Raw genomic sequence first — 26,049 nt, 5'->3', positions numbered from 1 at the left:
TCTAGGTCGATCTTGTCGGATCCCACAAAAGGGTGATCGAAAGAACCCTCAGCCGGACACAGTGATCGTTACGTCCGTGCCGGTGTTCTTGAAGCAGACGACGTGCAGCCGGGGCGAAGGGCATGGTACTTCCGCCGCGCCTGTGGGACTCACGGTGGGAGTCCCCGAGTAGTCGTCGGGCGCGATGAATATCTCTGTTGGGTACGTCTCCGAATCGATAGCAGGATCGGCGCGGTATTGAAGCTTGAACACCCCGGGCGCGCTCGTCCATGGTGTCGGGGTTCCCGCGACGGCCTGGGGGTAGGTTCGGCTCAGGACGTTCGCCTTCCCGATCTTCAGTGTGTCTCGGTCAAGATCGTCCTTGAACATGCCCTGTTGGGCAGGGTTGCCGGTCGGGTCATCCCAGGCGCCCCACTGCCAGTAGGTCCACGATGCCATGACCCCGTCCGCGCGCACTGCTTTGCGCTCGATGTCCATCAATTCGTCGGACGCTCCGAATTCGCTCAGCAGCAGCGCCGATCCGTTGCGCGCGCCGGCGGCCGCTTGGTTCGAGAACGTGAGGTCGTAGGACACCGGGCACTCGGGATCGGCTTCTCGGGATACGCCGGGGGCCGCGCCGCCGCCGATCAAGCAGTAGGCGTGGAACGACAGCCCATTGTTGCCGTCGGCAATTGGCGTGACGGTGCCGACGTGATTCAGGACGCCGCTGTTCGTCGTGACGTTTGGCTCCCACCAAACGATCGCGCCGGGATCGGCTTCGCGGATGCCGGCGAACACATACTCGTTGAATTGCTGCATTCGGAGGTCAAAAGCCGGGCAGCCGGCGGGCTGCAAGCACGTCGTGATCTGCGACCCCGGCCACGGCTCGTTCAAGATGTCGTAGCCGATGAGGTTCTCGGTTCCGGCGAACCGCGCGGCCACGTGCTTCCACGCCGCGCGATAGGCGGGCCACAGCCCGTCGGTGTTCAGCCACAGATTGTCGAACGCGCGCCCGACGGCGGGCGTGAAGTAGTTGACCGGGAAGCCGCAGCAGTTCGTCTCAGGAACTTCGCTGTGAGTCGCCCAGTCGGGGAAGCCTTCGCCGTCGAAGCGCTCGTTGTACATGTCCTGGTGGAAGTCCAGCAGCGTCATGACGCCGTGATCGCCGAGCATCTTGACGATCTCTTGGATGCGATCGAGGTACTTCTCGTCGTACGTGCCGCGTGTCGGCTCGAGTCCCTTCCAGATGATCCCCAGGCGCACGACGTTGAACCCGCGCTCTCGCATGATCTGGACGTCGCGCTCGTCGAAGTAACTCTTGTCTTCCGAAACGTAATCGACCGAGTAGATGCTGGACGGAGGGTAGTAGTCGTCCGTCTTCCACACGGCATTCATCCCGTGAAGGACCACAACGCGCCCGTGCGCGTCCCGGATGAACGGCGAGTCGGCGTGAAATGCGGTCGTGGATGCGGCCGAAGCCAAGCCAAGTGGAAGCAGCAGGGCGGCAACAGCGACGCACGCCACGGCAACGCGAACCCTCACGGATCCAAACATGGACACCTCCCAAGACGTGAGTTACTGATTCGCCCGATCTGTGCGGATTCCTTCAGAGATCCGAAGAGCGGCATGCCTACGTCAGCAGGTGATCGGGTACATCGAGGGAAGCTGCGGGCCGTCCGGCTCGTCGGCGGTGATGACCGGCGTCGCTGCGACCATCGCTTCGTCCAACGCCGCAAGCCCGCCGCGGATCTCCAGTGAGCCCGGCGTCTCGGCGGTCGCCAGCGTCGCATCCATGCCGGTGTAGGGCAGTGACCCTGCCGTCACGACCTGCTCCAGGCCGCCTGCGCCGAACGCGTGGGCGGTAAGTTCGAGCGAGTAGATGGGGATACGAGTCGCGCCCATCGTTGCCAGCGTGCGCACGTCCTTGATGACCTCTTCGAGCTGATCGTAGGGCGATGTTCCGATCACGCCCATCGTCACTTGGCCGGTCGCGCCCACGTGCTGCGCGGCCGAGCGCATGTACGAGGCAACCAAGCCGCTCCCCGGGTCGACGCGGAACAGGCTGCCGTACACGGTGCGGTACGCCATGAAGTACACAGCGTCCCAATTCTGCGGCGGGATTCCGGCAACGTCGATCGCGTCCTGCAGCGCGAGCAACCCATCGTTGAGGTCGTCCAAGGACAGAGGGTACGCGGCCGCCGTCATCGTCCATCCTGCCGCCTTGGTTTCATCGATGAGTGCTTGGTACTCGCACACCGCGCGCCGGTGGCGCTCCGGGTTCACCGTCTTGTCGGCGAAGTCGGCGAGACCCGCCGGGTTGTTGGAGAACGCATCGTAGAGTTCCCGGGTTTCCTGAATCGAGGGCTCGGAGTCGATCGAGATCCCCTCGAAGTCGAGGTCTTCCTCGCCCGCCCAGTCGATGAACGCGTGCACTGCGTCGGAATGGATGTCGGCGTTGCCTTCCCACGCCCAGTACCCGTCTGTGAACGGAACCGTGATCCACGCCCAGACGGGAATGCCGCGCGCCATCGCGTCGCGCACCAGTCCTTCACCGTCCGGCAGCGGATTGAACTCTGATGGAACGGGGCCGAAATCCCGCTTGTAGCGAAGGTTGATGTAGAGGGGGACGTTGTGTTCGGCGAGCACGTCCCACACGTCTTCGGTGTACACGCTCAGATCGCGCGGCGCCCAGTACGACTCGGGGTCGGGGTTGAAGTCTGCGCCCATTCCGCCGACGAATTCCTCGCCCGCCCAGAACCCCACAACCGAGCCCACCGGCGAATCGGCCGACGCCGGAACTCCGGGGAGTCCGGCCAGCGCCGCCGCTGCCGTCGCCACGATCGCTACCCACAACTTCATCTTCACCGGCTGCCTCCCTCGTCACTCACCCGAGGGCACGGTTCGACGCCGCGCGCGCAAACCCTGCCGGTGGCCGGTTCTTGGCAGGAAGTCAGGGCCCTTCGTCGAAGTCAGGCTTCATGCGCAGGTACCTGATACCCATCTTGCTCGTGCTGATGACTGCCGTTCCGGCCGGTGCCGCGGAACCCGATAACGACGATCCTGCTGGTGCCGTCGTTGTCTCGGAATTCCCCGCCACACTCGAAGTGGACACTTCGGAGGCGACCACCGGGCCCTTCGAGCAAGAGTGTTATGGACTGGTGGTGTATGAGGCGCGCGTTCTGGCGCGCGCCGTGTGGTATCGCCTGGACTTCCCGGCGGAGGCTGAGTATCTGCGAATCACCAACGACGGACATGCCATCGTCGGTCTTTGGGATAGCGTTGGGACGGCGCCCACCGGTGACCCGATCATGCTGGAACGGACTTGTGCCGATGGGAGCATTGACACTTCCCTTTTCGGGTCTCACCGGCTTTACCTGAGTGTGGGCGCGTCGCTCGTCCAAGATGCCGGTCCGTATTCCATCGGCATCGAGGTCTCCGAAACATCCGGGCCACCGCCCATCGACAACGATGCGCCATATCGCCCGACGATGATCGCGTCGCTGCCATACGCGGTGGATCAGGATACGTCGGGCGCCGGTTACGATTCCGATCCGCAGGGCTGCCCCGACGGCGCATACGTCTGGTACTCCTACACGCCCCAGACGGCGGAGTCGATCGAAGTATCCGTCGAATCGCGCGACCGGTTCAACACCATGGCCACCGTCTCGGTTTACGCCCTCGGTGACGATGTGCGCACGCTTGGGTGCGACGCCCCGGAGGATGGGCTCGCCGTCGCCGACGTCTCACTCGCGGGCGGGGTTCCGGTGTTGATCGGGATCGGCGGAGCGGGACCGCTGTCGCTGGAGGTCCACGTGATTGATCACGTGCCGCCGCCGAATCCCGACGCGCGCGCCGACGCGCGCGCGCTGGAGTTCGGCGGCACACTCGACTTCGATACGACCGACAAAACGCTCGAGCCGGGGGAGCCGGAATCGTGCGGTTCCGGCGGCTCGACGTGGTTCGAGCTTCCTGCGCTCCCGCGCGACGCGCGCGCGGTCGTCACCGGCGGCGTCTCCGTCGCCGCAGTTGCGGGCAATGAAGTCGTTGCGTGCTCGGAAACGTCGGGGGAGTTGTCCATCCCCGCGGACTCTCCGGCGACTCACCTGCAGGTTCGCGCGCCTTCCGCCTTGGGTACGATCGGCCTTCGCTTCGATCCCGCTCTCGGCACGCAGGTGACCGACGCTTCACCCTTCACCGCGACGTGTGGGGAGCCGACCGGGGTTCCTCAGATGGATAGCGAAGTCGAGGTGAGTCAGGCCGTCGATCCGCATGATCCGGATCACCTCGTCATGGCCTGGCAGCAGGACCGCTACTCGGACCGCGGCGGCGCGCAGGGCATCGGCGCCGCGGCGAGTTTCGATGGCGGGGCGACATGGAGCACGTCGACGGTCCCCGGTGTCTCGACGTGCAGCGGTGGGATGTTCCAGCGCGCGACGGACCCTTGGGTCGCGATCGGTGCCGACGGCGCAACCTACGTGATGTCGCTGAGCTATGACCCGGGACCATCTGTTGTGGGAGGCACTACCGCAGAGGGTTTCACCAATCTTGCTAATAGCGTGTTGATCAACAGGTCCGGCGACGGCGGGCTGACGTGGGATGCTCCAACCGTTGTGGCGGTGAGCCCGGGCGTCTTGTTCCACGACAAGGAGACGCTTACCGCCGATCCGAACACGCCCGGGTTGCTCTACGCCGTGTGGAACGTGTATCCCACGAGCGTCGGCTTCCCGGTGTTCTCGCGGTCAGAGGACGGAGGTCGCACGTGGACTCCGCCGGTTCCTCTCCCCGTCACCGGGAGCGGCGCGGGGGACCAGATCGCGGTCCTTGACGACGGGACCCTCGTGGACATCGCGGCGCGCGGGTCGATGCAGTCGACGACGTCCCATGATCGTGGGACGTCGTGGTCGCGCGCGAACGCCTTTGCCGACGCCGGATTCCAGGAGGGCCCTCCGGGCGTGCGGGGCGGCGCGAATGTTCCGTCCGTCTCGACCGACGGGCACAGCGTCTTCGTCTCGTGGAGCGACACGCGTGAGACGTTCTTTGCGCGTTCCGACGACGCCGGCGCGACCTGGAGCGTGAGCACGGTCGGAGGCAACTTCTTCGACACGCCGGCGCGCGCGACGACGGCGGTTGCGGGAACCGATGGCGGGCGACTCGCGGTCATGACCTATGTCGTCGATCCTGATCTCCGGACGAGACTCGTCATGGGAACCTCGATCGACGGCGGCCGGACGTGGACCGAGCAGCCGATCACCGACACTTTCGACATGGAGCGCGCGCCCGATTCCAAGGGCCGGGGCCGATTCCTCGGTGACTACTTCGGCCTTTCGGCGTCCGGAGAAGACGTCGTCGTTGCGTTCGCTGCCGTCCCGCCGGGGACCGACGCGGGAGTGTCGAACATCTACTCGCTCCGGCTCATCCCATAGCACGCCGGGTCCGTCGCCGCGCGCGCGCGGGCGGAGGCCTGTCGCCACCAGAATCGCTTGATCACGGCGCGGTTCCGCGCTGACCAGGGTCAAGGGAACCTCCATGCCGAAATGGCGACGGTGGCCTGGCTATCATTCGGGACGTGTTGACGCGTGCCAGACTCGTTGTTGCGATCTCCGTTGTCTTGACGCTCGCGGCCGGCGTCCTGATCGGTCGGGTGGCCGGCGGCGGTGCGCCCTCCGCTGTCGGGTCGCCGCCGGTGGGCGTGTCGTCGGAGTCCGGTTCGCTGCGGCCAACCCGGGCGTCCTCCTCTCCCAGGGAGTTGTCCCCCGACCCGTCACTGCCGCGCGACGGGGCCGTTCACGTATCGCGCGCGCTCACGCTCCACACGTCCGCGCGATCGGTTCAGACGACGATCCCGTTGACAGGTGTGACCCGCTTCGACTTCTCGGGGAAGATCCACATGCAGGTCGTCCTCGCACACGACATCGTGGACGGCGCCGGCCGCAAGTACTCCATGGGGGAATTGCATGCCAGCGGCTCCCGAATCCGCGTCACGGGCTCCGATCTCGACCCAAGTCTCGGAGCGGTAGTCATCAAGCCGTCGGAAGTGCTGGTCACCGCCGGATCGGAAAACAGGATCGATGCGAGGGGCTCGATGCGGCTGAGCGGCGCGACCTTCACCCTCACCGAGGGTGGCTCGACACGAACCCTGCGGGGGCCGGTGACCGTCGGCGGGTTCTCGAGCGCCCTGGATTTGGCCGAACCGACCGACTCGGAGAGCACCCTTCGCTGGACGAACGCGCCGACGTCGCTGAAGCTCGTCTCGACGAGACGGAGTCGGTTCTCGTGGGCTGGGAGCGGCTCGATACGCACGGCCCAGGGAAGAGTCTCGGGGACGTACGGTGGATTCGAAGGAAGGGATGTCGATATCGTCGTCCGGCGGAGATCCGGCCGTGTCGTCGCGGACGGCACCGCGTCGTACTTCCAGGTCTACAAGGATGGTCGTCCCGTGTTCCGCGCGACCGGACGGGTTGACCTGAAGGTCAAGCCGCAGCCGGCGCGACGGGGCGAGTCCGGATCCTTCGCGTGGGCGCCGACTGCTTCAGGCGATGTGGACATGTGCATTATGCGCATCCGTGCGGGGTCGTCGGACGGGCGCTGGGTGAATCTCGCCCTATTGCCGCTTCCGCAGATGTTCGGCGGTGAGCGGCACGCCGATGTCGGTGGTGACACCCGCACGCTTCGTTACGAGGAGCCGTTCTTCTTCGCTCCCGGCACGCAGCCGATCGACTCTGTGATTCAGGGGGGAACCGGCGACGAGCGGACGATCACGTTCGCCGTGCCGGCCGACGCGCGCCGCGGTACGCACACCATCGTGCTCGTGCTCGAGGGGAACTTCCCGACGATCAGGTTTCGCGCGCGCGTCCGCATTACCTGAGACTCGCCGTTTCCGACCCAACCGACGGCCCGGTAAACCTGGGAACAGGCTCACGTCTGTGATTGAGTGGAGGTGAGATGCGCGACGCCGACACATCCGAGTTCGATGATCTCTTCCGACGTGAGTATCCGGGCCTCGTCGGGACAATCCGGATGGTGCTCGGGGAGTCCGCGACTGCCGACGATGTTGTGCAGGACGCGTTCGTACAGTTGCTCGTGCACTGGCGCAAGGTCTCCGGCTACCAGATGCCCGGAGCGTGGGTCCGGCGCGTCGCGTTGCGAATGGCGCTCAGGCGCAGAACTCGCCGGAGCGCGGAGGTCCGAGCCATGCGGCGTGCCGGTGGGGTTTGTGCCGAGGCCGTGGTCGATCCCGACCTCCATGCCGCCTTGCGCGCGCTTCCGGCGATGCAGCGGGCCGCCATCGTCTTGCACTACTTGGAGGACTGCCCCATTGCGGAAGTCGCGGATCTCTTGGGATGCGCGGAGGGAACGGTGAAGTCGCACTTGTTCCGAGGACGGCAACGCCTAAACGCACTTCTTGGAGAGAGTGAGGAGACCGATGTCGCTCGATGAGCGGCTGCGAGCCTTGCGGGCGCGCGCCGAGCGCCCCGACGTTGAACGCGCCCTCGCCGAGGTTCGCCGCGCTGCTCGCCGCGCTCGCCGCGCTCGCCGTCTCGGTGCCGCGGGGTTGGCTGCCGCGGTGGTCGCCGCCGTGGTCTTCGTTCCCCGGCTGTTCTCCCTACGCGACGACCCCGGCGGCTTCATTACCCCGGCGCCGTTGCCGACCGAGTCCGGGTTCAGGCGGTGTGCGAAGTCGCCCGGCGATTCGCGGTTGATCGCGTACTTCCACAAGGGTGATCTTTGGCTCTACGACGTGACCGCCGATGAGGTCAGGCAGCTCACCGACGACGGGAAACAGGAGTTCCAGTGGGGACCCCAGTTCCTGAACGATTCCTGCGTCGTCTACGTGAGCGCGGACTCGACGGCTCTGGAGGTGGCTTCACTGGACGGAAGCCGCACACAAGTGATCCTGCGCGCGCGCGCTCGGATTCTGGGCTTCGACATCAGCCCCGATGGTTCCACGATCGTCTATGTGAACAGCGTCGGCTCGGCCCACCGATTGGAGGAGATCAGCCTTTCGCGCGCGACGCCTACAGTGCTGCGAACTCTCGATCCGATCGGAGAAGGAGGTGCGGGAAGTGAGGGCGAGGTCTCGGTCTCCTGGTCCCCGGATGGCAGCAGACTTCTTGTGACCGACACACACACGGTTGGAGCGGACGGGAAGGATGCGACCGAGTCCATCCACCTCCTCGACGCGCAGGGTCGAGACACCCGTCCGCCGTGGAGTGGCACGCACGCCCGATGGTCGCCCAACGGACGGACGATCTACTACCGGGGGTATGCGGGCACCAGCGGGATTGCGTGGCACTCGCTCGACGTGGCGTCGGGCGAGCGGACCAATCTCGGCATGCGCCCCGGGGCAAACAACCTTGTTGTTTCTCCCGACGGAAACCGCGTTGCCTACGACACCTCGTACTTCGGGGAGACTCCGCGCGAGGCACTTCTCTCGGGCAGCCCGCCCGACGTCTACGTGTACGACTTTCGCAGCGGCGTGGAGACTCTCCTAAAGCGAGGCGCGCTCGGGCCGGTGTGGGTGTCGTCGAGCGAACTCCTGGTGACCGACGCGCGCGCGCCGGATCCTCAGAAGAGCCTGAATTCGTGGGAACCCACCGGCACCGTCGGCAAGTACACCCTGGCGGGAAGGCGAACTGAGGTCGCGATCACCTCAACGCTGTGGGATCCGGCGGTGCTCCTCGAACCACCGCCGGATCCCGGTCGTTAGCACTGCAGCCCTTGATCGTTGTTGATGCCGATCCCCAGTTCGGTAGCGCCGCCGAGGTCGCCGCCCGAGGTTCGGTCCGGGAACTGCGACCGCACCCACGCGTCGGCCGCATTGACGGTCGCTCCGACGGTCGTCACGTTGTAGACGCCGGGATCCAGCCGCTCCGCTCCGGACAACCCGGCGCGGTACGACATCGGCTTCGACAGGTCGCCGGCCGAGAGATTCAGAACCAGGGCGGCGAACTCGCGAGCAGCCATCTTCTCGGCAGTCTGGTTTCCGTTCGCGCTCAGCGCGCTCTTGAGGTCCTTCGTGTTTGCGAAGTACCCGTCGGACAACTCGACCGCGTGCGCGACGATCTGGTCGGCCTCGGTGGAAGTGAAGTACTGCACCTTGCTGCCCGACTTGTACCGGCCCCGCCAGAACTCGGCGTTGCGCGGCGAGCACGACACCTCATTGCTGGTCGGCGTGGGAACAACGACGGTGATATCCGTCGTTGCCTTCACCTCGGTGTTCACGATGAAGCGCGCGGTCAGCGCGTAGATGCCGGCGGTCAGTGTCCCGAAGTCGTAGTCAAGCGTCCACGGAGAGGTGCCGGTCGCCGTCAATTGGCCGGACGAGAACGTCGTGTTGTGCACCTCGAGTGTCACGACTTGCGCGGTCGCAGGATCGTCTGTCGACGTTGTGCCCTGAACCTGGACGGCGGCTCGTGGCACCGTCTCACCCCCGGCGGGGTTCGTGATCGCAACTGAATAGGTGAACGACTGCGTCCGTTGGATTGTGAAGGACACCGTGTGGCTCGTGGCGGGTAGCCCGTTCAGGAACAGCGTTGCCGTCACAGTGTGCGAGCCGTTCGCCAGTGCGGTTCCGTCAATGGCAGTAGACCACGTGTAGCTCGGGCTCGAGCCTGCGAGCGTCGTTGCCCGCGGCAGGCCGTTGTCCACCGAGATCTTCACCTGGGAAGCCGGCGGCACGGTGTTTCCCGGACGAAGGATGGTGTATGCGCGTCCCGATTGCGGGCGCACGATCACGTCGGCACCGGCCGTCTGCGGGTCTTTGGGGCCCGGAGCTGCATCGACGACCGCGTTGATGAACGACGACGCGAACACGTTGTGCGCCGGTGCGCCCGAGGGTGGGTTGCCGAGGTTGGCCATCGGGATGAAGAACGTGATCGTGTTTCCGGACCGGCTGGCAGTTGTCGCGACCGCACCCGGCGGAGTCGCCGAACCCGGCGTGACCGCCGCCGGCGTCGCGTTGATGTTCGTGAAGAAAGGCTGCCCATTGACGTTCTGCGTCACGCGGAGGCTGACCGACGGAACGTTGCCGAAGTCGGTCGCGTCCCGCACTGTCATCCGGTACGTGAGGCCGGGCGTCGGAGCGCCGGCCGGTGTTTCCTGGACCGTCAGCTTCGCGATGTCCGCGGCGCCCGGCCCGCTGAAGTCGCCGGAGTCGCCGTCGAAGATCGTCTCCTCAGCCGGGACAACCGGTGGGAGCACGCCGTCGTCCGCTGTTCCGGAAACGGCGATCTGACCGGCCCCGTTCGAGGTGTCGCCGTCGCCCGGCTGGTTGATGTGAACCGACGCAGGGCCGCTGCCGTCCAGTTTCGTCTGGTGCGCGACGCCGAGCGCGTTCAGCGCCGCGACGACATCGACGAGCCCGGCGCCCTTGTCCACCGACGTCGTCGTGCCGGCGTTCTGCGGATCGGTCACATAGGCGGAGCCGGCCGAGAACTTGTGTGCCGTGTCTTGAAGCAGTGCCTCAGCTTCCGGCGGCGTGAGGCCGGGTCGCGCCTGATACAGGAGCGCCAAGTCGCCCGCGACATTCGGCGTGGCCATAGACGTTCCCGAGATCGTCCCGTAGTACGGCGCCCATCTGACCTCGTCCACGCCGAGGTTGCACACGGGCTGCGTCTCCCGGACGCACGGCGACGTCACCATCGTTCCCGGCGCCGAGACGTCGGGGTAAGTCGTCGGGTTTCCGCTTGCGCCTCTGCTGGAGTCCGACGACAGGACGTTGTCGCGGTTGCCCGAGGCGGCGTCGTCGTAGTTCGCGACGGAGACGACGCCCGGAGTGGGATCCTTGGAGAACGAGGAGGTCTGGTCCGCGGTGCCGTCTCCGCCGTCATTCCCCGCGGCGAAGATGACGCTGACGCCCTTCTCTTGCACGAGCGTCCGGACGAGTTTGGAGAAGACGCTGTTCGGGTCGTAGGCCGTGCCCTTGGTGTCGCCGTAGGAGTTGTTGATCACGCGAATGCGCGGAGTGAACTCGTCGTAGTGGTCGTAGATGTACTGGAACGCTTCCGTCGCGAACAGGACGCTGGCTGCCTCGCCCGTGCCGAAGCCGTAGAGCGTTGCGCCCGGGGCGACGCCGGTGAACGCACCGCGGACGTTCGGCGCTGCGCCCGGGTACGGCCCGGTCGAGGCGGTGCCGTCTCCCGCGACGATTCCCGCGACGTGTGTGCCGTGGCCGCTGGACGTGTCCGTCGAGGCCTGGTTGCCGACGTCGACGAACTCCAGCGGGCCGAAGCACTGCTCGGTGGTCGTGTTGATGAAGCCCGGCGTCGTGCAGACGATCTTGTAGTTGTTCTTCACGCGGTTCGCGAGGTCGGGGTGGGGGGCGTTGATCCCGGAGTCGACGATGGCGACGCCGATCCCCTCGCCGGTCAGCGCGCGGCTGGATGCGTCGAAGTACGGTCCACCCGAAACCGCTTCCTGGGCGACGCGTGAGCGCGTCGCCCACTCCTCGGTGTCGCTCAGGAACTTCAGGGCGCGGTCGCTCTCGAGGTAAGAGATCCCCGGGGCGCGCGTCAGCACGCGGAAGGCTGCGATGTTGCCCAGCGCATAGTCGACCTTGATCTCGGGGTAGCTCTCGGCCACGGTCAGGCCGTAGCCGGCGAGCAAGGCGCGATGCTCGGTCTCCGCACCGCCGGTGAAGTGGACGAAGGCCCCGTACGGCGAGGTTGTGGGAAGGGCTGCGATGTCGGCCGCAAAGCCCGGGCTCATGCTCACGGTTCCGAGCGTAAACAGATCGGTCGGCGAGGCGCTTGCCGGAGAGGTGCTCAACGCGCCGACGACCAGCATGATCGCGACGAACGGAACTGCAACGAGACGGAGACGCGTGAGCTTCACGGGCAACCCCCCAGGCGGGTAGCGGATGGTGTGGGCAGGACCTGGTGAGTCCTGTCGCGGCGCCCTCTTCGCCGCGCGCGCGCCGAGTTCCTTCCGACCGATTTGTCTTTTTGGGGAGATCTCAGGTGACGGGGGTTGCCGGCTCGATCGGCTTCCGTCGGGCCGGCCAGACGAGCGGGTCGAGGAGGTCGTACCCACGTACCCGATGAAGGATGCGACCGGCGGTCCGCGGGTCTTCAGCAGCGCCGTGGTGCATGTTTCCTTTGCTCGCCGCGATATTCGCCCAGCGTCACGCGCCGGGCAAGCGTGATCGAGCAGGAGAGTCACATCGACTTGTCGAACTGCCCGGGCATGGGAACGGTCGGTAAAGTCCTCGTTTCGGTCTTGGCTGCCACTTGCGCTTCCGTGCTCCCCGGACGCGCGAGCCCCAGTCTCGTCGCCGAAGCATCGGGTGAGATCGTCTTTATCGGAAGCTCCAGGGGTCAGGACTTCTGGGAGCGGGTCTCCGGGATCATTGACTTCGGCCCGGCGGCGGTGGTCGACTCGGGCGGTGTGTTGGACGCCTCGACCGGATCAGGTTGCCTGCATGTGGGGACGTCATTCTGGAACACCGTTCGCCTCTGCGCGCCGTTCGAGCCTGGGGAGGTCACGCTCATACTCAACTCGTTTGAGCAGGGCGCCGGACTGTTGGTCGTGAACACACTCGGGCGTGCGTCCGGGCGCGCGTTCGCTATGGTGCCTTTGGCCGACGAGTCACCGCCGTGGATCACTCCGCTGACTCCACTGTTTTGGATTCCCTGGGTCGACGACGAGGTATCCGCTGATGAGGTTCGCGCTTCGGTCCGCGAACACCAGGCGGACTTCTTCGACGTTGAAACCGGCTACGTGAGGGTGGGGGACGAAGAGGCTGTCCTTGTCGATGGCAGCGGGATCGTGGTCACCGACGCACGGATCGCTGGTGCCATCGCCGGTTGATGTTCGCCGCGGAAGGACGCCCTCGCGGCACCGCAGCGCTACAGCGCCGCCGGCGCGTCGGCCGTCTTGTTGAACGTAACGTCGAGGTCGGCGACCTCGTACTGCACGGCGAGGCTGACCTTGAGCGTCACGCTGTCGGCCGAGAGCACCTCCTGGCCGGGGACGGTGACGAACGCCGGCCGCATGTCGATCGCGCGCACGAGCGTGTCGCGCGCGCAGCCGGTGGCGGCCGGGCTCGAGCGCGCACGCGAAGCGGCCGCGCCGGTCCAGCATTCCGCGCTGGAACTCGAAGATCACGACCTTGAGAAACGGGCCGCGATGCGTGCCCGCGCGAGCGAACAGTTGTGCACGTGCCAATGCAATCACTCCTTTCGTGTTGTCGATGGGCGCATCGCCCCGACGGCCACGGTTGCTGCTTCATTTCGGCGTGTTGACGGCGTCGATTCCCGAGGGCTAACGTCCGCTCGGCCGGCGCGCGCTCGTTTTGATCCGGTGGCCGGACGTTCGATTCCGACGAAGGGGGAAGCAGCATGGTGCTCCTCAATCCTTCCAACCATGATCGCGAGTATCCCGGCGATCCCGCCTCGCGCGAGATCATGCGCAAGACGATCGCGTTCTTCGAAGCCAAGGGCCGTGGCAAGATCAAGAGAGACGACCACGAGCGAACCTGGTATCAGGACTTCCTCGACTTCCAGGCGGCCGAAGGTCTCTTCGCCACTCTTCTTACGCCCGCCGGCCTCGGCGAGGGAACGCGCTGGGATACCTGGCGCAACTGCGAGTTCAACGAGATCCTCGGCTTTTACGGCCTTCCGTATTGGTACACCTGGCAGGTCACCATCCTCGGACTCGGGCCGATCTGGATGAGCGACAACGAGGCCGCGAAGCGCAAGACCGCTCAGTTGCTGAAGGAAGGCGGCGTGTTCGCGTTTGGGTTGTCGGAGAAGGAGCACGGCGCCGACCTCTACTCGACCGAGATGTCGCTGCGCGCGCAGCCCGACGGCACGTTCCTCGCCAACGGACGCAAGTACTACATCGGAAACGCAAACGTCGCAGCCTTGGTCTCGACCTTCGGGAAGATGCAGGACACCGGCGACTACGTGTTCTTCACGGTCGGGTCGGGCGAACCCGGCTACGAGTGCGTGCAAAACGTTGTCAATTCACAGAACTTCGTCGCCGAGTACGCCCTCAACGATTACCCGGTCGCCGCAGAAGACATGCTGTCGGTTGGGCGGGACGCGTGGGACGCTGCGCTGAACACGGTGAACGTCGGCAAGTTCAACCTCGGGTGGGCATCGATCGGAATCTGCACGCACGCCTTCTACGAAGCCATCGACCACGCCGCCGGCCGCATTCTTTACGGCAATCCCGTCACCGACTTCCCGCACGTTCGCCAACTGCTGACCGACGCGTACGCGCGCCTGGTCGCGATGAAGCTTTTCGCGCTGCGCGCCTCGGACTACATGCGCGCCGCCTCGCACGAGGATCGCCGGTACTTGCTCTACAACCCGATCGTGAAGATGAAAGTCACGACTCAGGGAGAGGAAGTCATCAACCTGCTGTGGGACGTGATCGCCGCCAAGGGTTTTGAGAAAGACACCTACTTCGAGATGGCTGCCCGGGACATCCGCGCGCTGCCGAAACTCGAGGGCACCGTTCACGTGAACATGGCCTTGATCGTGAAGTTCATGGCCAACTACTTCTTGAACCCCGACACGTTCCCCGAGATCGCGCAGCGAAACGAGGCGACCGAGGACGAGTTCTTGTGGCACCAAGGGCCGACGCGCGGCCTCGGCAAGATCCGCTTCCACGACTACAACCTCGCTTACGCGCAGGTCGATCTGCCGAACGCCGCAGTGTTCCGGGAGCAGATCGCGCTACTCAAGGAGTGGCTGACGACGTCTCCGCCGGACGAGTCGCAGCAGCGCGACATCGACTACCTGCTCACCCTCGGCGAGTTGTTCACTCTTGTGGCCTACGGACAACTCATCATCGAGAACGCCAAGATCTACGGCATCGAGGACGACCTGCTCGATCAGATCTTCGACTTCATGGTGAGGGACTTCTCTAAGTTCGCGCTGCAGTTGTACTCAAAGCCGTCGAGTTCGGCGTCGCAGATGGCGCTGGCGCTGAAGATGATCCGCAAGCCCGTGGTGGACACCGCGCGCTACGAGCGCGTGTGGAAAGACCACGTGTTCGCGCTCAAAGGCGCCTACAAGATGAGCGACTAGGTTCGGCCGTTGGACGTGGTGAGACAGTTCATCCCGCCTTGAACGACACGAGTTCCTCGCGCCCACTGCCTCCCGATACCGCGAGCACCAGCACCGGGCCGATGCCCTTGGCATAGAACTTGTACTCGAGCAGATTTGGTTCGAGCGTGGTGTAGTCCTTGGTGAGCAAAACGTCGGAGAAGGACCCGTGCGGAACCTCGGCAAGTTCGTCGAGACTCAAGACGCTGGCGGCATCTTCTGCTTGGCCCTTGAGGTACTCCTGCCGGTAGGTCATTCCAACTCGCGGTCTTGCGGGAAGGATGATTCCTGCCTGTGCTCCGTTCTGCCCCGCCTCCCACGATCCCGCAGTGCTGACTACCTTTCCGTTCTCGTACTCCTTGGTGTCCTCGCCGAGGTACCACAGGTTCCCGACGCGGTCTTGCGCATACCAATCCAAGGTGTCCTCGATAACCGCGTCTTCTTCGGTGACGACATCGTGAACGACCGTAGCCTTGATCCCAAGGATGTTCTTGGTTTCGCTCATGACGGTGATCTCGACCCGTTGGGCGGTTCCGTCGTCGGCAATCTCGCGGTAGACCCAAGTGCTTCCCGGCTTCATCGGCCAATACGTATGGTTGATCGCGCCCACGAAATCAGCCGGATCCAGTTCGACCGCCTGCGAACCCTGAGGGAGTGTGTTCGCTGCGCTCGACTCTGCCTGTGGCGTCGGCTTTGAACTGCATCCAAACATCAGAGCCAGGAGGAGTCCCGAGACGACCATTAGCCGCGGCATCCGAACCTCCGATCAAGGGGAACTTCGGAAGGAAAAGCCTACTACTCGTGGGGTTCCAGGAATCGGTTTAGCCGGCCTTGGTTGCCGTATATGCAACGAACATGCCCCCGGCGGCGCGCGCGCACCGTCGGCTGGAGTCCGGCGCGCGCGAACGTCTCCATCGTGGTGCGGTCGATCCGGCAACTGCCTGTCATCCGGTGCCACGAGGGCGCCATGATCTTCAGGAGTCGTCCGAGCAGTCCCCGCGCGAGCACATGCTCGGCGCCGCGCACCTCACCGTCGTCCTTGAGCGTGCGTGCGAGTTCGGTAGCCGCGCGATCGGGGTCATCGACGCTGCAGAACACCAGGGTGACGACCGTCGTGTCGAATACGTTGTCGCGGAACGGCAAGGCTTCGGCGCGAGCACACACCACGAACGCACCCTTTGCTTGGTTCCCGGACTGCAGGGCGCGCAACGCTTCGGGATCGGGTTCCACGGCGACCAGTCGCACCCCGGGCCGATAGAAAGCAGCGTTGCGGCCGTTTCCCGCGCCGAGTTCCATCACCAGGCCGCGCGCGCCCGAGGCGATCCTGCGCCGCCAGCGTCGAAAGCCGAGCAAGTCAACCAGATCGATGAGGCGACTCACCGCATCCGCCTTGCCGCGCTCGATCGGAAGGCCGGCCTTCTCCCACGCCTTCACTCCACCGTCGAGCACGTACACCTCGCCGCGCATCCGCCCGGCGGCAATCTGCGCGCGATGTCCGCTGCGGCAAGCCACGACGGTGGGGCCGCGCGCGTTCACTCGCAGCGCGCGCAAGAGCGAGCGGTGCTGAAAACCAGGGATCCGCTCCTGTCGCCACTCTAATGCCGTGCGCACATCGAGCAGCGTGGGCGTCCACCCGGCCGCCAAGCGCGCCGCCAGTTCAGATGGAGTCATAGTCCGACGCACGGCCGGATGAAGCATCCTTCAGACCCCGCTGCGTTTCTCAGGAGGGCACGAACTCGCGGGTTCGTCCGAGAATTCCTCGCTGTTCATGGCTGAGGATTCTACGGGGTGCCCGGGAAGGAATCAGACCGAAGGCATCGAACCGGCTTCTTATGAAGACAAGAGTGCTCGCTCTCGCCGCTTGCCTCGCGGTCGCCTCGACGGGCCTTACCGCGACGGCGCAACCGACGCAGGAAACCGTCAAGATCCTTCGCGATTCGTACGGGGTGCCGCACATCTTTGCCGACGACGACCTCAAGGGCGCTTTCGCGTCCGGGTACGCCCTTGCCGAGGACCGGCTTTTCCAGATGGAGATCTTGCGGCGCGCCGGGAAGGGCCGGCTTGCCGAACTGGTCGGCGATCAGGATGCGATCGGCGGACAGACTGCGGCCGAGTTCGACATCGCCATCCGACGGGAGTTGTACACCGAGCCTGAGCGTCAAGACATGTTCGCCGAGTTGCAAAAGACCGATCCGGCGTCGGCGGACTCATTCATGGCTTTTGTCGATGGAGTGAATCTGCGCATCGCTGAGGATCTTGCCGATCCCGTCAACAAGCTCCCGTCCGAGTACCTCGCGCTCGGAACATTGCCGCAGCCGTGGACGGTGACGGACTCGATCGCATTCGCCGCAGTGGGTCTGAGCATCTTCGGCGCGGAGGGCGGCCACGAGGTGCAGAACGCCTGCATGTTGTCGGACCTGTCTTCGCGACTCAACAGTGAGCAAGAAGCGAAAGGTGTCTTCGACGACCTGTTCTGGATCGACGACCCGGACGCGCCCACGACCATCAACGAAGGCGAGGCCGTGTGGCCGAACAAGGTCGGGCGCTTCAGCGCCGCCCAAATGGCGCTCGTGAACGATCCGCAGATTGGGCCGGCGATATGCAAGGCGGCGGCAGCCCAGCGCGCCGAAGAGGCAGCCATCGACAGCGTCGGGAAGCGGCTCGGCATCGGCGGGCTGTTCTCCCCAGGTCATTCCAACGCTCTGGTCATCGCGGGCAGCCACACCTCGACCGGGCACCCGATGCTTGGAGGTGGGCCGCAAGTCGGCTACTCGACGCCGAGCTTCTTCTGGGAATCCGGCCTGCACACGCCGCACTACGACTCGGTCGGCGTCAATCTGCCGCTCGGGCCCGGCAACATCATGGGCAGAACCAGCACTTTGGCCTTCACGATCACGTCGGGGATCGACGATCAGATCGACACATACGTTGAGAGATTGAACCCCGATAACCTCCGGCAGTACGGCGAGCCGGGTCACTGGCAGGACATGGACTGTCGCACCGAGACCTTCCTCGTGCGCATGAACCCGACCAGTCCTCCCGATTCTCCCGGCGTGTCGCCCGACGATCCGGCGCGCGCGACGCCGCCGGTCCGCCCGGTCGTTCAAGAGTTGTGCCGCACCGTCCACGGTCCGGTCTTCTTCATCGACGCGGAGAACCACGTCGCATTCAGCCACAAGAAAGCGCACTGGATGCAGGATCTGAAGGGTGCGGCGACCTGGCTGAATCTCGGCCGGAAGACGACGCTCACCGGCCCGAACAGCGTCGAGGAGGCTCTTGAGGGCTTTCCTTTCACCTTCAACTTCAACTACGCCTCGACCAGTGGTGACATCGCATACTTCCATCGTGGGCTCACACCGCTGCGTCCCGACAACACCGACCCGCGGTTGCCGCTTCCCGGACTCGGCCACGAGTGGCGCAGAGGACCGGACGGCAAGGACTACGTCGCCAACTCCGCCATCCTGACCACCGACGGCAAGAAGGCGGCAACGATCGTCAACCCCGCACAGGGCTACTTCGCCAACTGGAACAACAAGCCGATCAAGGGGTGGGGCGGAGCCGGTGAAGCGCGCGAGTTGTGGGGGCCGAGGCACCGGATGGAAGGCATCTCCCGCGAGGTCGACCGCCTCATCGCATCCGATACTCCGATCAAGTTGAACGAGGGTGACGCCGACCCCACGACAGTTCCGAGTTGCTTCACGCAAGACGACTACCGGATCGGCACCGACCCGCTCGGCTGCGTGAGTTCGGTCAACGGCATCATTCGCAAGGCGGCCACGAGCGACATCCACGCGCTTACGGTCTTGCCCTTCCTTGCCAAGGCGTTTGCCGTCGAGGGAACGTCCGTAGACTCGGTTGAGTACAAGGCGTACGAGAAGATGAAGCAGTGGAGCGATGACGGCGCGCCGCTGCTGCGGTCGGGCTCGGAGCAGACGTATCGTTCGCCCGGGGTGGCGATCTACCGCGAGTGGCGGCGCCGCTTGCAGGGCGGTCTTCTAGACGGTGCGCTCGGGTCGTACAGCCGCAGCATGGACTTCCCGCTCGTTATCGATAGCAGCAACGAGGACGATCACGGGAGTTATCTCACACCCGACAGCGTGCTCTACCACGTCCTCACGCATGACTCGGAGTTCCAGGTTCCCGGGTTACCGGCGCCGACCACGCTGACGCCTTCGCGCAACTACTGCGCACCGCAATCGTGCGTGGAGTTGATGGTGTCGACCCTGGCCCAAACGGTCGCGGCGTTGAAGACGAGATTCTCGTCGGGTGATCAATCGACCTGGCGTGAACCCGTGATCGTGAGTTCGGTTCCCTCGCTTGGTGGGGCGCCCGACATCACGATGGAGCGCATGAATCGCGGAAGCTTCAACCAATTGCACGACTTCGGGGTTGGGCCGGGATTTCGCACGTACAACGTCGTGCCGCCCGGGCAGAGCGGCATGGTTGACATTCCGACGCTGTTGGCCGGCCAGACTGCCGACGATCCGGCGGCGGCCGTCGGTGCGGGCAACCCGCACGTGTTCGACCAGAAGCCGCTATACGAAGGCTGGCGCTACAAGCCCCTCATTCAAGACCAAGGTGCTCTCGCCGGTGCGACGGAAGAGGCGGTTCCGTACGTGCGCGGCGTCGTGCCGAATCTCAACACGGCAGCCCTGCGGAACCTCGCCCGGACCATCACCCAGGCCGGAGTCCCTCTTCCCGGTGTGGATCTGTTCGGCGAGGTCTCCAACAAATAGCAACTGCGTCATTGCTGGTCAGGGGCCTGGGCAGACGCGAGGTCGTGATCGCAATATGCTGTTCAAAACGCGCTACACTGGCGCATGTGGACACGATATATTCGCTGCCGGAAGTTGCGCGTGAGTTGGGCGTGTCGGTCGATCGCGTTCGCCGGACCGCGGCTGAACTAGGCATGCGGCTGGCGCGCGCCGGCAGCGCCCGGAACGCCACCACGGTCGTGCGCCCGCAGCAGCGCGCCGTCCTGCGCTCAACCATCGGGGCAGTGCCAACCGATCGTGCCGCGCGTTGGTCCCGTGCCGACGTGCAGGTACTGGCAGCGCTCGCTCGCGCGCCCCGCGGGTTGGTGTCGGCGCGCGCGCTCGCGCGTCGCGCCGGAGTGTCCCCCGCAACGGCCCTCAAGAGTCTCTCGATGCTCACGCAATGCGGCCTTGTGCAGCAGGAGCCGGAACGGCTCGCGCTTGGACGGGTGCGCGATACGGCTATCTATCGGATCGGTCGCTCGACTTCGCTTTGGAAGACCCTCGCGCCGCGGATATCGCGCACGCAACTTCCCGTCCGACCGAGCGCGCCATTGCGGCGCGTGCCGAATGAACTTCTCCATCTCTTTTGGAATACGCACTGGAATCAGCTCCGTCTCGACAGCTCGTCGGCGTACATCGCGCGCAGGCTTGTCACCAGCGGCGATCTCGATGGACTCGCGTGGGGCGCGGCGCATCTGGATGAGGCGGCCTGGAGGCATGCTGCACAGACCCGCGGCATCAACGCTCGGCGGCGACGGCTCGCCGAGAACATTGCGCAGGAGTGTGCCCGTGATCCCCGAAGACCTTCGCGGGTTCCTTCCCGCTGACACGGTGCGCACCTGGGAGTCCGTCGGACCCTTGGTGCCGGCACCTGCGTATCTTGCCGGCGGCACGGCGATCACCGTCCACCTCCGGCATCGGATCAGCCGCGACCTGGACTTCTTCTTTGACCACGATATCGATCTCGACGGTCTGGCGAGGGCGCTCGCGGAGGCCGGTCCTTTCGCGGTCACGATGCACACTGAGACGACATTGAGCGGAGTGTTCTCTGCAACCAGGATCCAGTTCCTCGACGCGCGCAGTCATCATGCCGTCGATGACGACAGCACCGTGGGCACGCTCCGCGTGGCGTCGATGCGCGATCTCGTCGCGATGAAGTTGAAGGTCATCGAGGATCGAGGAGAACTTCGCGACTACTTCGACCTCATGGCGATCGAGCAAGCCGAACGTGGCGCCGCCGAGACGGGCCTTGGGGACTTCCTGGACAGATATCGTCCGAAGGACTCAGGATCCGCCCTGTTGCACATCGTGGAAGCGCTCGGTTACCTCGACGACGTAGACGAGGACGATCTCGTGCCGCGCACGAAGAACGAAGTCGCGAGTTACTGGACACGCCGCCAACCAGCGGTGCTCCGTGCGATGGGCCGGATCTCGTAGCGCCACGCCGGATGTTCGACTCATGGGAAGCCGGCTACGCGGAGGCCGTCTTCACGATCGGCGAGAACCTGAACCTGCTTTTCAAACCACGATTCGCATCGGTCTGGCGGGAAGTCGGACATCCGCCGGACCCTTGGGGATCAGCGCCGCGCGCGCGCGTCAGCGCGCGAGGACGAGGGTTGTGATCAGAGCGTAGTGGCACAGGCTGCCGGCGATGACGAGCGAGTGGAAGACTTCGTGGTAGCCGAAGACGCGCGGGTTCGGGTCGGGGCGGCGGCGCGCGTAGACGACGGCTCCGGCGGAATGCAGCACGCCGCCTGCGACCAGGAGCACGATGCCGGCCACGCTCAGGTTCGCGACGATGCGCGGCATGCCGACGATCGCGGTCCATCCGAGCGCGACGTACAAGACGACGCCGAGTCGATCCATGCGCTCGATGCGAGTGATCTTGAGCGTGATCCCGAGCAGCGCGATTGCCCATACGGCAACCATGATTGACGCGCGCCACACGCCGGTGAGAACCAGCACCGTGACCGGCGTGTACGTTCCGGCGATCAGCACGAAGATCGTTGAATGGTCGAGGCGTCGCATGCGCCGGCGCGCGCGCGGCGACCAGGTAAGCCGGTGGTATGAGGCGCTGACGCCGTAGAGGGCGGCCAGGCTCAGCGCGTACACCGCCGCGGAGGCGCGCGCGAGCGGGGTGCGCCCCATCGCGACCAGGGTGATGCCCATCGGGATGGAGCAGATGAACGCGATCTGGTGCAGGCGTCCGCGCATGCTCGGACGCGCGACGCCGGTTTGAGCGAGCGTGCCGACGCTCATCGCGCGCCACCCGCGCGCAGTGCGTTCGCCGAAACGGCGGCAGGCTCGGTGTGCGACAGGAAGTCGCACAGCAGTGCCGCGAAGCGCTCGGGCGCGTCGCGATGCGGATAGTGGCCGGATTCGGGCAGGATCTCCAGACGGCTTCCGGGCATCGCCTCGTGCGCGGCGAGCGCGTGCGCGACGGGGATGAACGGATCGCCGTCGCCCCACACGATCAGGGTCGGCATCTCGGACGTCAGGTAAAGACGGTCGCGCGCGCTCACGCGCTGGCCGCCCAGGTCCACGACGGCGCGGAGCGTGTGGATGAACGCGGCGCGCGCCTCGGGATCGGTCAGCGATGCGTAGCTCCGCCAGATCTCGGCGGCGGCCGGAGCGGGTCGCAGGCCGAGCTTGCCGAGCCATGAGGCGACGGCGGCGCCCGCCTTCAGCACGAAGGGCGCGTAGCCGGCGGCGAGGACGTATTCGGCGCCCGGGACGGACAGTGCCCGCAGCAGCACGCTGACCTCGCGTCCGAGGCCGCCCGAGGACACGAGGGCGAGTCGTTCGCACCTCTCGGGGAACTGGTACGCGAACTGCATTGCGATGCCGCCCCCGAGCGAATGCCCGACGATCGTCGCGCGCTCGTGACCCAGTGCGACGAGCAAGTCGCGAATGCCGGCGGCTTGGGACCCGAGCGAGTAATCCCCGCGGGGCTTGGCGGACGCGCCGTGGCCCAGCAGATCCGGGGCGATGATCGTCCCATGCGCTGCGAGGGCCGGCATGATCGGTTCCCACGTCTCGGAACTGCCTGCCATCCCGTGGATCAGGACGATCGCGGGGCCTTGGCCCGTCGTCCGATAGCCGATGCGGTTCCCGTGGATGGTCGCGTGGGTTGTTTCCACGGCGTTCACCTCGATTCGCGGCGGGCGCGACGGACGGCCCGCCGTGTCGATATTACGCGAGCGTAACTTACGGAGCCGTAGGTTACGCTCGCGTAGTATGCTTGTCAACCGATGCCGGACGACAAGGACAAGCCGAGCCGCCTCAAGGCTTCCGCGCGACGCGCGCAGCTCATCGAGGTCGGCCGCCGCGTGTTCGCCGAGCGCGGCTTCGAGGCGGCGTCCGTCGAGGAGATCGCCGACCGCGCCAAGATCTCCAAGCCGATCGTGTACGAGCACTTCGGAGGCAAGGAAGGTCTCTACGCCGTCATCGTCGACCGCGAGATGGAGCACGTCGTCGCGCGGATCACCGAGGCGATCTCCGAAGGCACTCCAAGAGAACGGCTCGAAAGCGCGGCCCTTGCGTTCCTCACCTACGTCAAGGAGCAGCCCGACGGATTTGCGGTGCTCACTCGCGACGCTCCGGTCGAGACGGCGACCGGCGGCATGTCGGGATTGCTGAACGACGTGGCCGATCGAGTGTCGAAGATCTTCGCAGCCGAGTTGAAGAAGGCCGGCTACGACACCAAGGCCGCCCCGATCTATGCTCACGCGCTCGTCGGCATGGTCACCTTCGTCGGCCAGTGGTGGACCGAGACCCGAAAGCCCTCGGTCGAGGACGTCTCGAGTCACATCGCCGGGCTCGCCTGGATGGGCCTGCGCCATCTCCCCAAACGCCCCGTCCTGGCGTGCAAACGCCGCACCTAGCGCGCGCGAAGACAGCGGAGGCGGAGAGAATCGAACCCACCCACCGGCGTTGGCCGGCGCACCGGTTTTGAAGAGCCCTCACCTTGGCCCTGATGAATGCGATGGTGTGCGCGCGAATTGCGTTTGTGTACGTCAGCAACGGTTTGTATTCCGGCTTCGTTCGGCTCGGTCCGGGCGCGTGCGAGCGATTCCGCGAGAGAGTGGTGCAAGACTTGGCGCAATGGCGGAAGCAGATGCGGGCAGTTATCCATGGTTTCAAGAGAAGGGAGCGAGTCTCCCGCAACATAGAAAACTCAACCGTGAACTGCTTGCTTGAGGAACTCAAAAGAGTAGTACGCGGCCGTTGCGTCGTAGCCGGCATCATGCCAGCGTGGTTGGTCGTAGAACTCGGCGAGTCGTTCCTCGGCGAAGCGCTTCGAAGCGCGTTTCCAACCCCTCCATCCAAGGGTCTGGCCGGCCTTGCCGGTGTCGAGGATCTCCTTCTTCCCGGCAAGGACGAAGCACACGGACGTCAGCTCCACCGACCGGCGAGAGAGCCTCCGCCACGTCTCGGGCAGGGCCTTGCGTACGAAGGGCATGTCGAAGTAGCTCACGCCCCATCCGACGGGGTGAGCTTCGGCGCCTTCGAGGCGCTGTTCGAGCCATGCGAGCAACTGCGCATCCACGAACGCCGCGGACGGTGCGGCCTCAAGGCGGTCTCGCGTGAACCCGTTCACGGCGAGTGCCTTCGGGTCGAAGATGTGTGGTCGACTCGGAAGCACGTCTGAAACGAATGGGTCATGCCCGTTCAGGTAAACGCCGATCTGGCAAACGTCATGCACGTCCAGATTTGTGCCTGTCATCTCACAGTCGAGGCCCGCGTACACGTCGGCCATCTTTCACCTTCTTTCGTTTGGTCGGGAACCACATGCGCGAGCGGGCTGGATCCGAGACTGCTTCTCTCGGACCCAGCCCTCCTCACTCGGCCTCGCGCGGAGGCTCGCGCTCGTTCTTCGGCATGACCGGGAGCGCGCCCGGCACGCCGACCACGAGCGTGCTGCCCGGCTGACCGGCGACGGCCTGGAGCATCCGGAGCTGCAGCAGCGCCGGGTTCTCCTGGACCGCGCGCGCGGCGTTTGCCAGGTTGCGAAGCGCGGCCGTCTCACCACGCGCCTTTTCGAGCGCGGCGAGTCCCTCCTGCTTGGCCTGGACCACCTGCGCGAAGATCTTCTTCAGCTCGCCGGGGAACATGATGTCCTTGATGTCCGCGGCGAGCAGTCGCAGGCCGAGCGCCGCGACCGGCTCGACGGCGATCGTCGTGAGCCGCTCGGCAAACTGCGCGCGGGTCTCGAGCAGCTCGTCGATCTTCGCCTGACCGACGATCTGGCGCAGTGCCATCTGAAGCACGAGATACATCGCCGCCGTCGCGTCGGCCGTCTTGTTGAACGCGACGTCGAGATCGGCGATCTCGTACTGCGCGGCGACGCTGACCTTGAGCGTGATGCCGTCGGCGCTCAGGACCTCCTGACCGGGGATCGTCACGAACGCAGGCCGGATGTCGATCGCGCGCACGATCGTGTCGCGCGCCCGCAGCCAGTACCGGCCCGGCTCGAGCACGCGCACGAAGCGACCGCGCCGGTAGAGCATGCCGCGCTGGAACTCGAAGATCGTGACCTTCAGGAACGGGCCGCGACGCACGCCTGCCTGAGGGCCGAACATCATCATCTGAAACTGCCGCATCGGGAACTGCTGCATGGCCATCACTCCTTTCTTGTTGTCGATTTCGAATTGCGCGACGCTCGAAGGGTCACAGACTCGAGGCGGAGGTTCTAGACCTGCAGAGCCTTGAACCTGCTGCGGCTTGACCCGCCGACCCTTGCGAGCGTGCGCGGACAGGGACTCGAACCCATTCCCAACTAGTGGTTGCCACCAAGTCGGACCGATGCGCAGAACGTCGCCCGTGATGCGGGCGCGCTGCTGGGTTGTCCCGACGAGCCGCGTGCATGACTCGAACCTGCTCCTGCTGTTTACGAGACAGCTGCTCTTCCGTGTGAGCCATCGCGGCATGAAAAGCGTGCATCTCTTGCCGCCAGAGAAGGAATCGCACCTCCGTCTCCCGGGCTTCAACCGGGCGCTCTTCTTCCTGAGCTATCTGGCGATGTTCGCGGTTCCGGCGGGGATCGAACCCGCGCCGCCGGCGTGACGAGCCGGAGTGCTCCCACTGCACCACGGAACCAATTGAGTAGCGGGCACGGGGATCGAACCCGCATCGCGCGCTTATGAGACGCGCCGGGCGCCACGCCCAACCACCCGCATCGAAGCCCCGGGCCAAGGATTCGAACCCCGACCTGCACGTCCAGAGCGTGCCGTGCTGCCAGTTGCACCAGCCCGGGCCGG

20 protein-coding genes and 5 tRNA genes are annotated in these 26,049 nt (G+C 65.4%); 10 read left to right on the top strand and 15 right to left on the bottom strand.

Annotated elements, in window-relative coordinates; translation table 11 throughout:
• Positions 1-48: 48 nt before the first annotated feature.
• Together WDA27_04925 and WDA27_04920 are read right to left on the bottom strand one after the other, a co-directional pair.
• Positions 49-1,533 carry a cellulase family glycosylhydrolase gene (locus tag WDA27_04925; GenBank protein ID MFA5890276.1) on the bottom strand — a complete coding sequence of 495 codons (1,485 nt, stop codon included), beginning with the start codon at positions 1,531-1,533 and terminating at the stop codon, positions 49-51.
• A gap of 81 nt (positions 1,534-1,614) precedes the next feature.
• A complete protein-coding gene (locus WDA27_04920; protein ID MFA5890275.1) occupies positions 1,615-2,844 on the bottom strand; it encodes a hypothetical protein in 1,230 nt (409 codons plus the stop codon).
• 113 nt (positions 2,845-2,957) lie between these two features.
• Here WDA27_04920 and WDA27_04915 point away from each other — a divergent pair, with 113 nt between their 5' ends.
• From WDA27_04915 to WDA27_04900, 4 genes are all read left to right on the top strand, one after another.
• Positions 2,958-5,402, top strand: coding sequence for a sialidase family protein (locus tag WDA27_04915; GenBank protein MFA5890274.1), 2,445 nt, complete (start codon positions 2,958-2,960; stop codon positions 5,400-5,402).
• 143 nt (positions 5,403-5,545) lie between these two features.
• Positions 5,546-6,844 (top strand): hypothetical protein, encoded by a 1,299-nt coding sequence (locus tag WDA27_04910; GenBank protein MFA5890273.1) that lies wholly within the window; start codon positions 5,546-5,548, stop codon positions 6,842-6,844.
• A gap of 77 nt (positions 6,845-6,921) precedes the next feature.
• Positions 6,922-7,416, top strand: coding sequence for a sigma factor-like helix-turn-helix DNA-binding protein (locus WDA27_04905; protein MFA5890272.1), 495 nt, complete (start codon positions 6,922-6,924; stop codon positions 7,414-7,416).
• Entirely contained in the window at positions 7,403-8,686 is a 1,284-nt protein-coding gene (locus WDA27_04900; protein ID MFA5890271.1) for a hypothetical protein, read from the top strand. The genes WDA27_04905 and WDA27_04900 overlap by 14 nt, the downstream gene beginning before the upstream one ends.
• Here WDA27_04900 and WDA27_04895 read toward each other — a convergent pair.
• Positions 8,683-11,811 carry a S8 family serine peptidase gene (locus WDA27_04895; protein ID MFA5890270.1) on the bottom strand — a complete coding sequence of 1,043 codons (3,129 nt, stop codon included), beginning with the start codon at positions 11,809-11,811 and terminating at the stop codon, positions 8,683-8,685. The genes WDA27_04900 and WDA27_04895 overlap by 4 nt on opposite strands.
• A 306-nt stretch (positions 11,812-12,117) precedes the next feature.
• Between WDA27_04895 and WDA27_04890 the strand changes: the two genes are divergently transcribed.
• Positions 12,118-12,786 carry a hypothetical protein gene (locus tag WDA27_04890; GenBank protein ID MFA5890269.1) on the top strand — a complete coding sequence of 223 codons (669 nt, stop codon included), beginning with the start codon at positions 12,118-12,120 and terminating at the stop codon, positions 12,784-12,786.
• Between the two features lie 38 nt (positions 12,787-12,824).
• Here the strand turns inward: WDA27_04890 and WDA27_04885 are convergent, their stop codons facing one another.
• The gene (locus WDA27_04885; GenBank protein MFA5890268.1) at positions 12,825-12,986 is read right to left on the bottom strand and encodes a hypothetical protein; all 162 of its coding nucleotides are present in this window, start codon (positions 12,984-12,986) and stop codon (positions 12,825-12,827) included.
• A gap of 330 nt (positions 12,987-13,316) precedes the next feature.
• Here WDA27_04885 and WDA27_04880 point away from each other — a divergent pair, with 330 nt between their 5' ends.
• Positions 13,317-15,014, top strand: a complete 1,698-nt coding sequence (locus WDA27_04880) for an acyl-CoA dehydrogenase (GenBank protein ID MFA5890267.1) — start codon at positions 13,317-13,319, stop codon at positions 15,012-15,014.
• Positions 15,015-15,042: 28 nt separating this feature from the next.
• On the opposite strand, the gene WDA27_04875 is transcribed toward WDA27_04880, so the two are convergent.
• Together WDA27_04875 and WDA27_04870 are read right to left on the bottom strand one after the other, a co-directional pair.
• Positions 15,043-15,786, bottom strand: coding sequence for a hypothetical protein (locus WDA27_04875; protein MFA5890266.1), 744 nt, complete (start codon positions 15,784-15,786; stop codon positions 15,043-15,045).
• Between the two features lie 41 nt (positions 15,787-15,827).
• Positions 15,828-16,703, bottom strand: coding sequence for a methyltransferase domain-containing protein (locus tag WDA27_04870; GenBank protein ID MFA5890265.1), 876 nt, complete (start codon positions 16,701-16,703; stop codon positions 15,828-15,830).
• A gap of 161 nt (positions 16,704-16,864) precedes the next feature.
• On the opposite strand from WDA27_04870, the gene WDA27_04865 reads away from it, so the two are divergent.
• The 3 genes from WDA27_04865 to WDA27_04855 all read left to right on the top strand — a co-directional run bounded on the left by WDA27_04865 (position 16,865) and on the right by WDA27_04855 (position 21,226).
• Complete coding sequence (locus WDA27_04865; GenBank protein ID MFA5890264.1) at positions 16,865-19,768, top strand: penicillin acylase family protein; 2,904 nt, start codon at positions 16,865-16,867, stop codon at positions 19,766-19,768.
• Between the two features lie 86 nt (positions 19,769-19,854).
• Positions 19,855-20,616, top strand: coding sequence for a helix-turn-helix domain-containing protein (locus WDA27_04860; protein ID MFA5890263.1), 762 nt, complete (start codon positions 19,855-19,857; stop codon positions 20,614-20,616).
• Positions 20,579-21,226: a nucleotidyl transferase AbiEii/AbiGii toxin family protein gene (locus tag WDA27_04855; protein MFA5890262.1), complete on the top strand. Its 648-nt coding sequence runs from the start codon at positions 20,579-20,581 to the stop codon at positions 21,224-21,226. The genes WDA27_04860 and WDA27_04855 overlap by 38 nt, the downstream gene beginning before the upstream one ends.
• 159 nt (positions 21,227-21,385) lie before the next feature.
• On the opposite strand, the gene WDA27_04850 is transcribed toward WDA27_04855, so the two are convergent.
• Positions 21,386-22,048, bottom strand: coding sequence for a hemolysin III family protein (locus WDA27_04850; GenBank protein MFA5890261.1), 663 nt, complete (start codon positions 22,046-22,048; stop codon positions 21,386-21,388).
• Entirely contained in the window at positions 22,045-22,929 is an 885-nt protein-coding gene (locus WDA27_04845) for an alpha/beta fold hydrolase (GenBank protein ID MFA5890260.1), read from the bottom strand. The genes WDA27_04850 and WDA27_04845 overlap by 4 nt, the downstream gene beginning before the upstream one ends.
• Before the next feature lie 111 nt (positions 22,930-23,040).
• Here WDA27_04845 and WDA27_04840 point away from each other — a divergent pair, with 111 nt between their 5' ends.
• The gene (locus WDA27_04840) at positions 23,041-23,673 is read left to right on the top strand and encodes a TetR/AcrR family transcriptional regulator (GenBank protein MFA5890259.1); all 633 of its coding nucleotides are present in this window, start codon (positions 23,041-23,043) and stop codon (positions 23,671-23,673) included.
• 293 nt (positions 23,674-23,966) lie between these two features.
• Here WDA27_04840 and WDA27_04835 read toward each other — a convergent pair whose 3' ends face one another.
• From WDA27_04835 to WDA27_04805, 7 genes are all read right to left on the bottom strand, one after another.
• Positions 23,967-24,548, bottom strand: a complete 582-nt coding sequence (locus WDA27_04835) for a hypothetical protein (GenBank protein MFA5890258.1) — start codon at positions 24,546-24,548, stop codon at positions 23,967-23,969.
• A gap of 82 nt (positions 24,549-24,630) precedes the next feature.
• Positions 24,631-25,413, bottom strand: a complete 783-nt coding sequence (locus tag WDA27_04830) for a slipin family protein (GenBank protein ID MFA5890257.1) — start codon at positions 25,411-25,413, stop codon at positions 24,631-24,633.
• 232 nt (positions 25,414-25,645) lie between these two features.
• Positions 25,646-25,717 (bottom strand) — tRNA-Thr (locus WDA27_04825).
• Between the two features lie 21 nt (positions 25,718-25,738).
• Positions 25,739-25,810: transfer RNA gene (locus WDA27_04820), tRNA-Phe, on the bottom strand.
• A 7-nt stretch (positions 25,811-25,817) separates the two neighbouring features.
• Positions 25,818-25,888 (bottom strand) — tRNA-Asp (locus WDA27_04815).
• An 8-nt stretch (positions 25,889-25,896) separates the two neighbouring features.
• Positions 25,897-25,966, bottom strand: a tRNA-Met gene (locus tag WDA27_04810).
• A gap of 7 nt (positions 25,967-25,973) precedes the next feature.
• Positions 25,974-26,045 (bottom strand) — tRNA-Gln (locus tag WDA27_04805).
• Positions 26,046-26,049: the final 4 nt, after the last annotated feature.

It is taken from the genome of Actinomycetota bacterium (genome assembly GCA_041658565.1).
GTDB lineage: Bacteria > Actinomycetota > AC-67 > AC-67 > AC-67 > JBAZZY01.
This window is presented reverse-complemented; position numbering and strand designations above follow the sequence as displayed.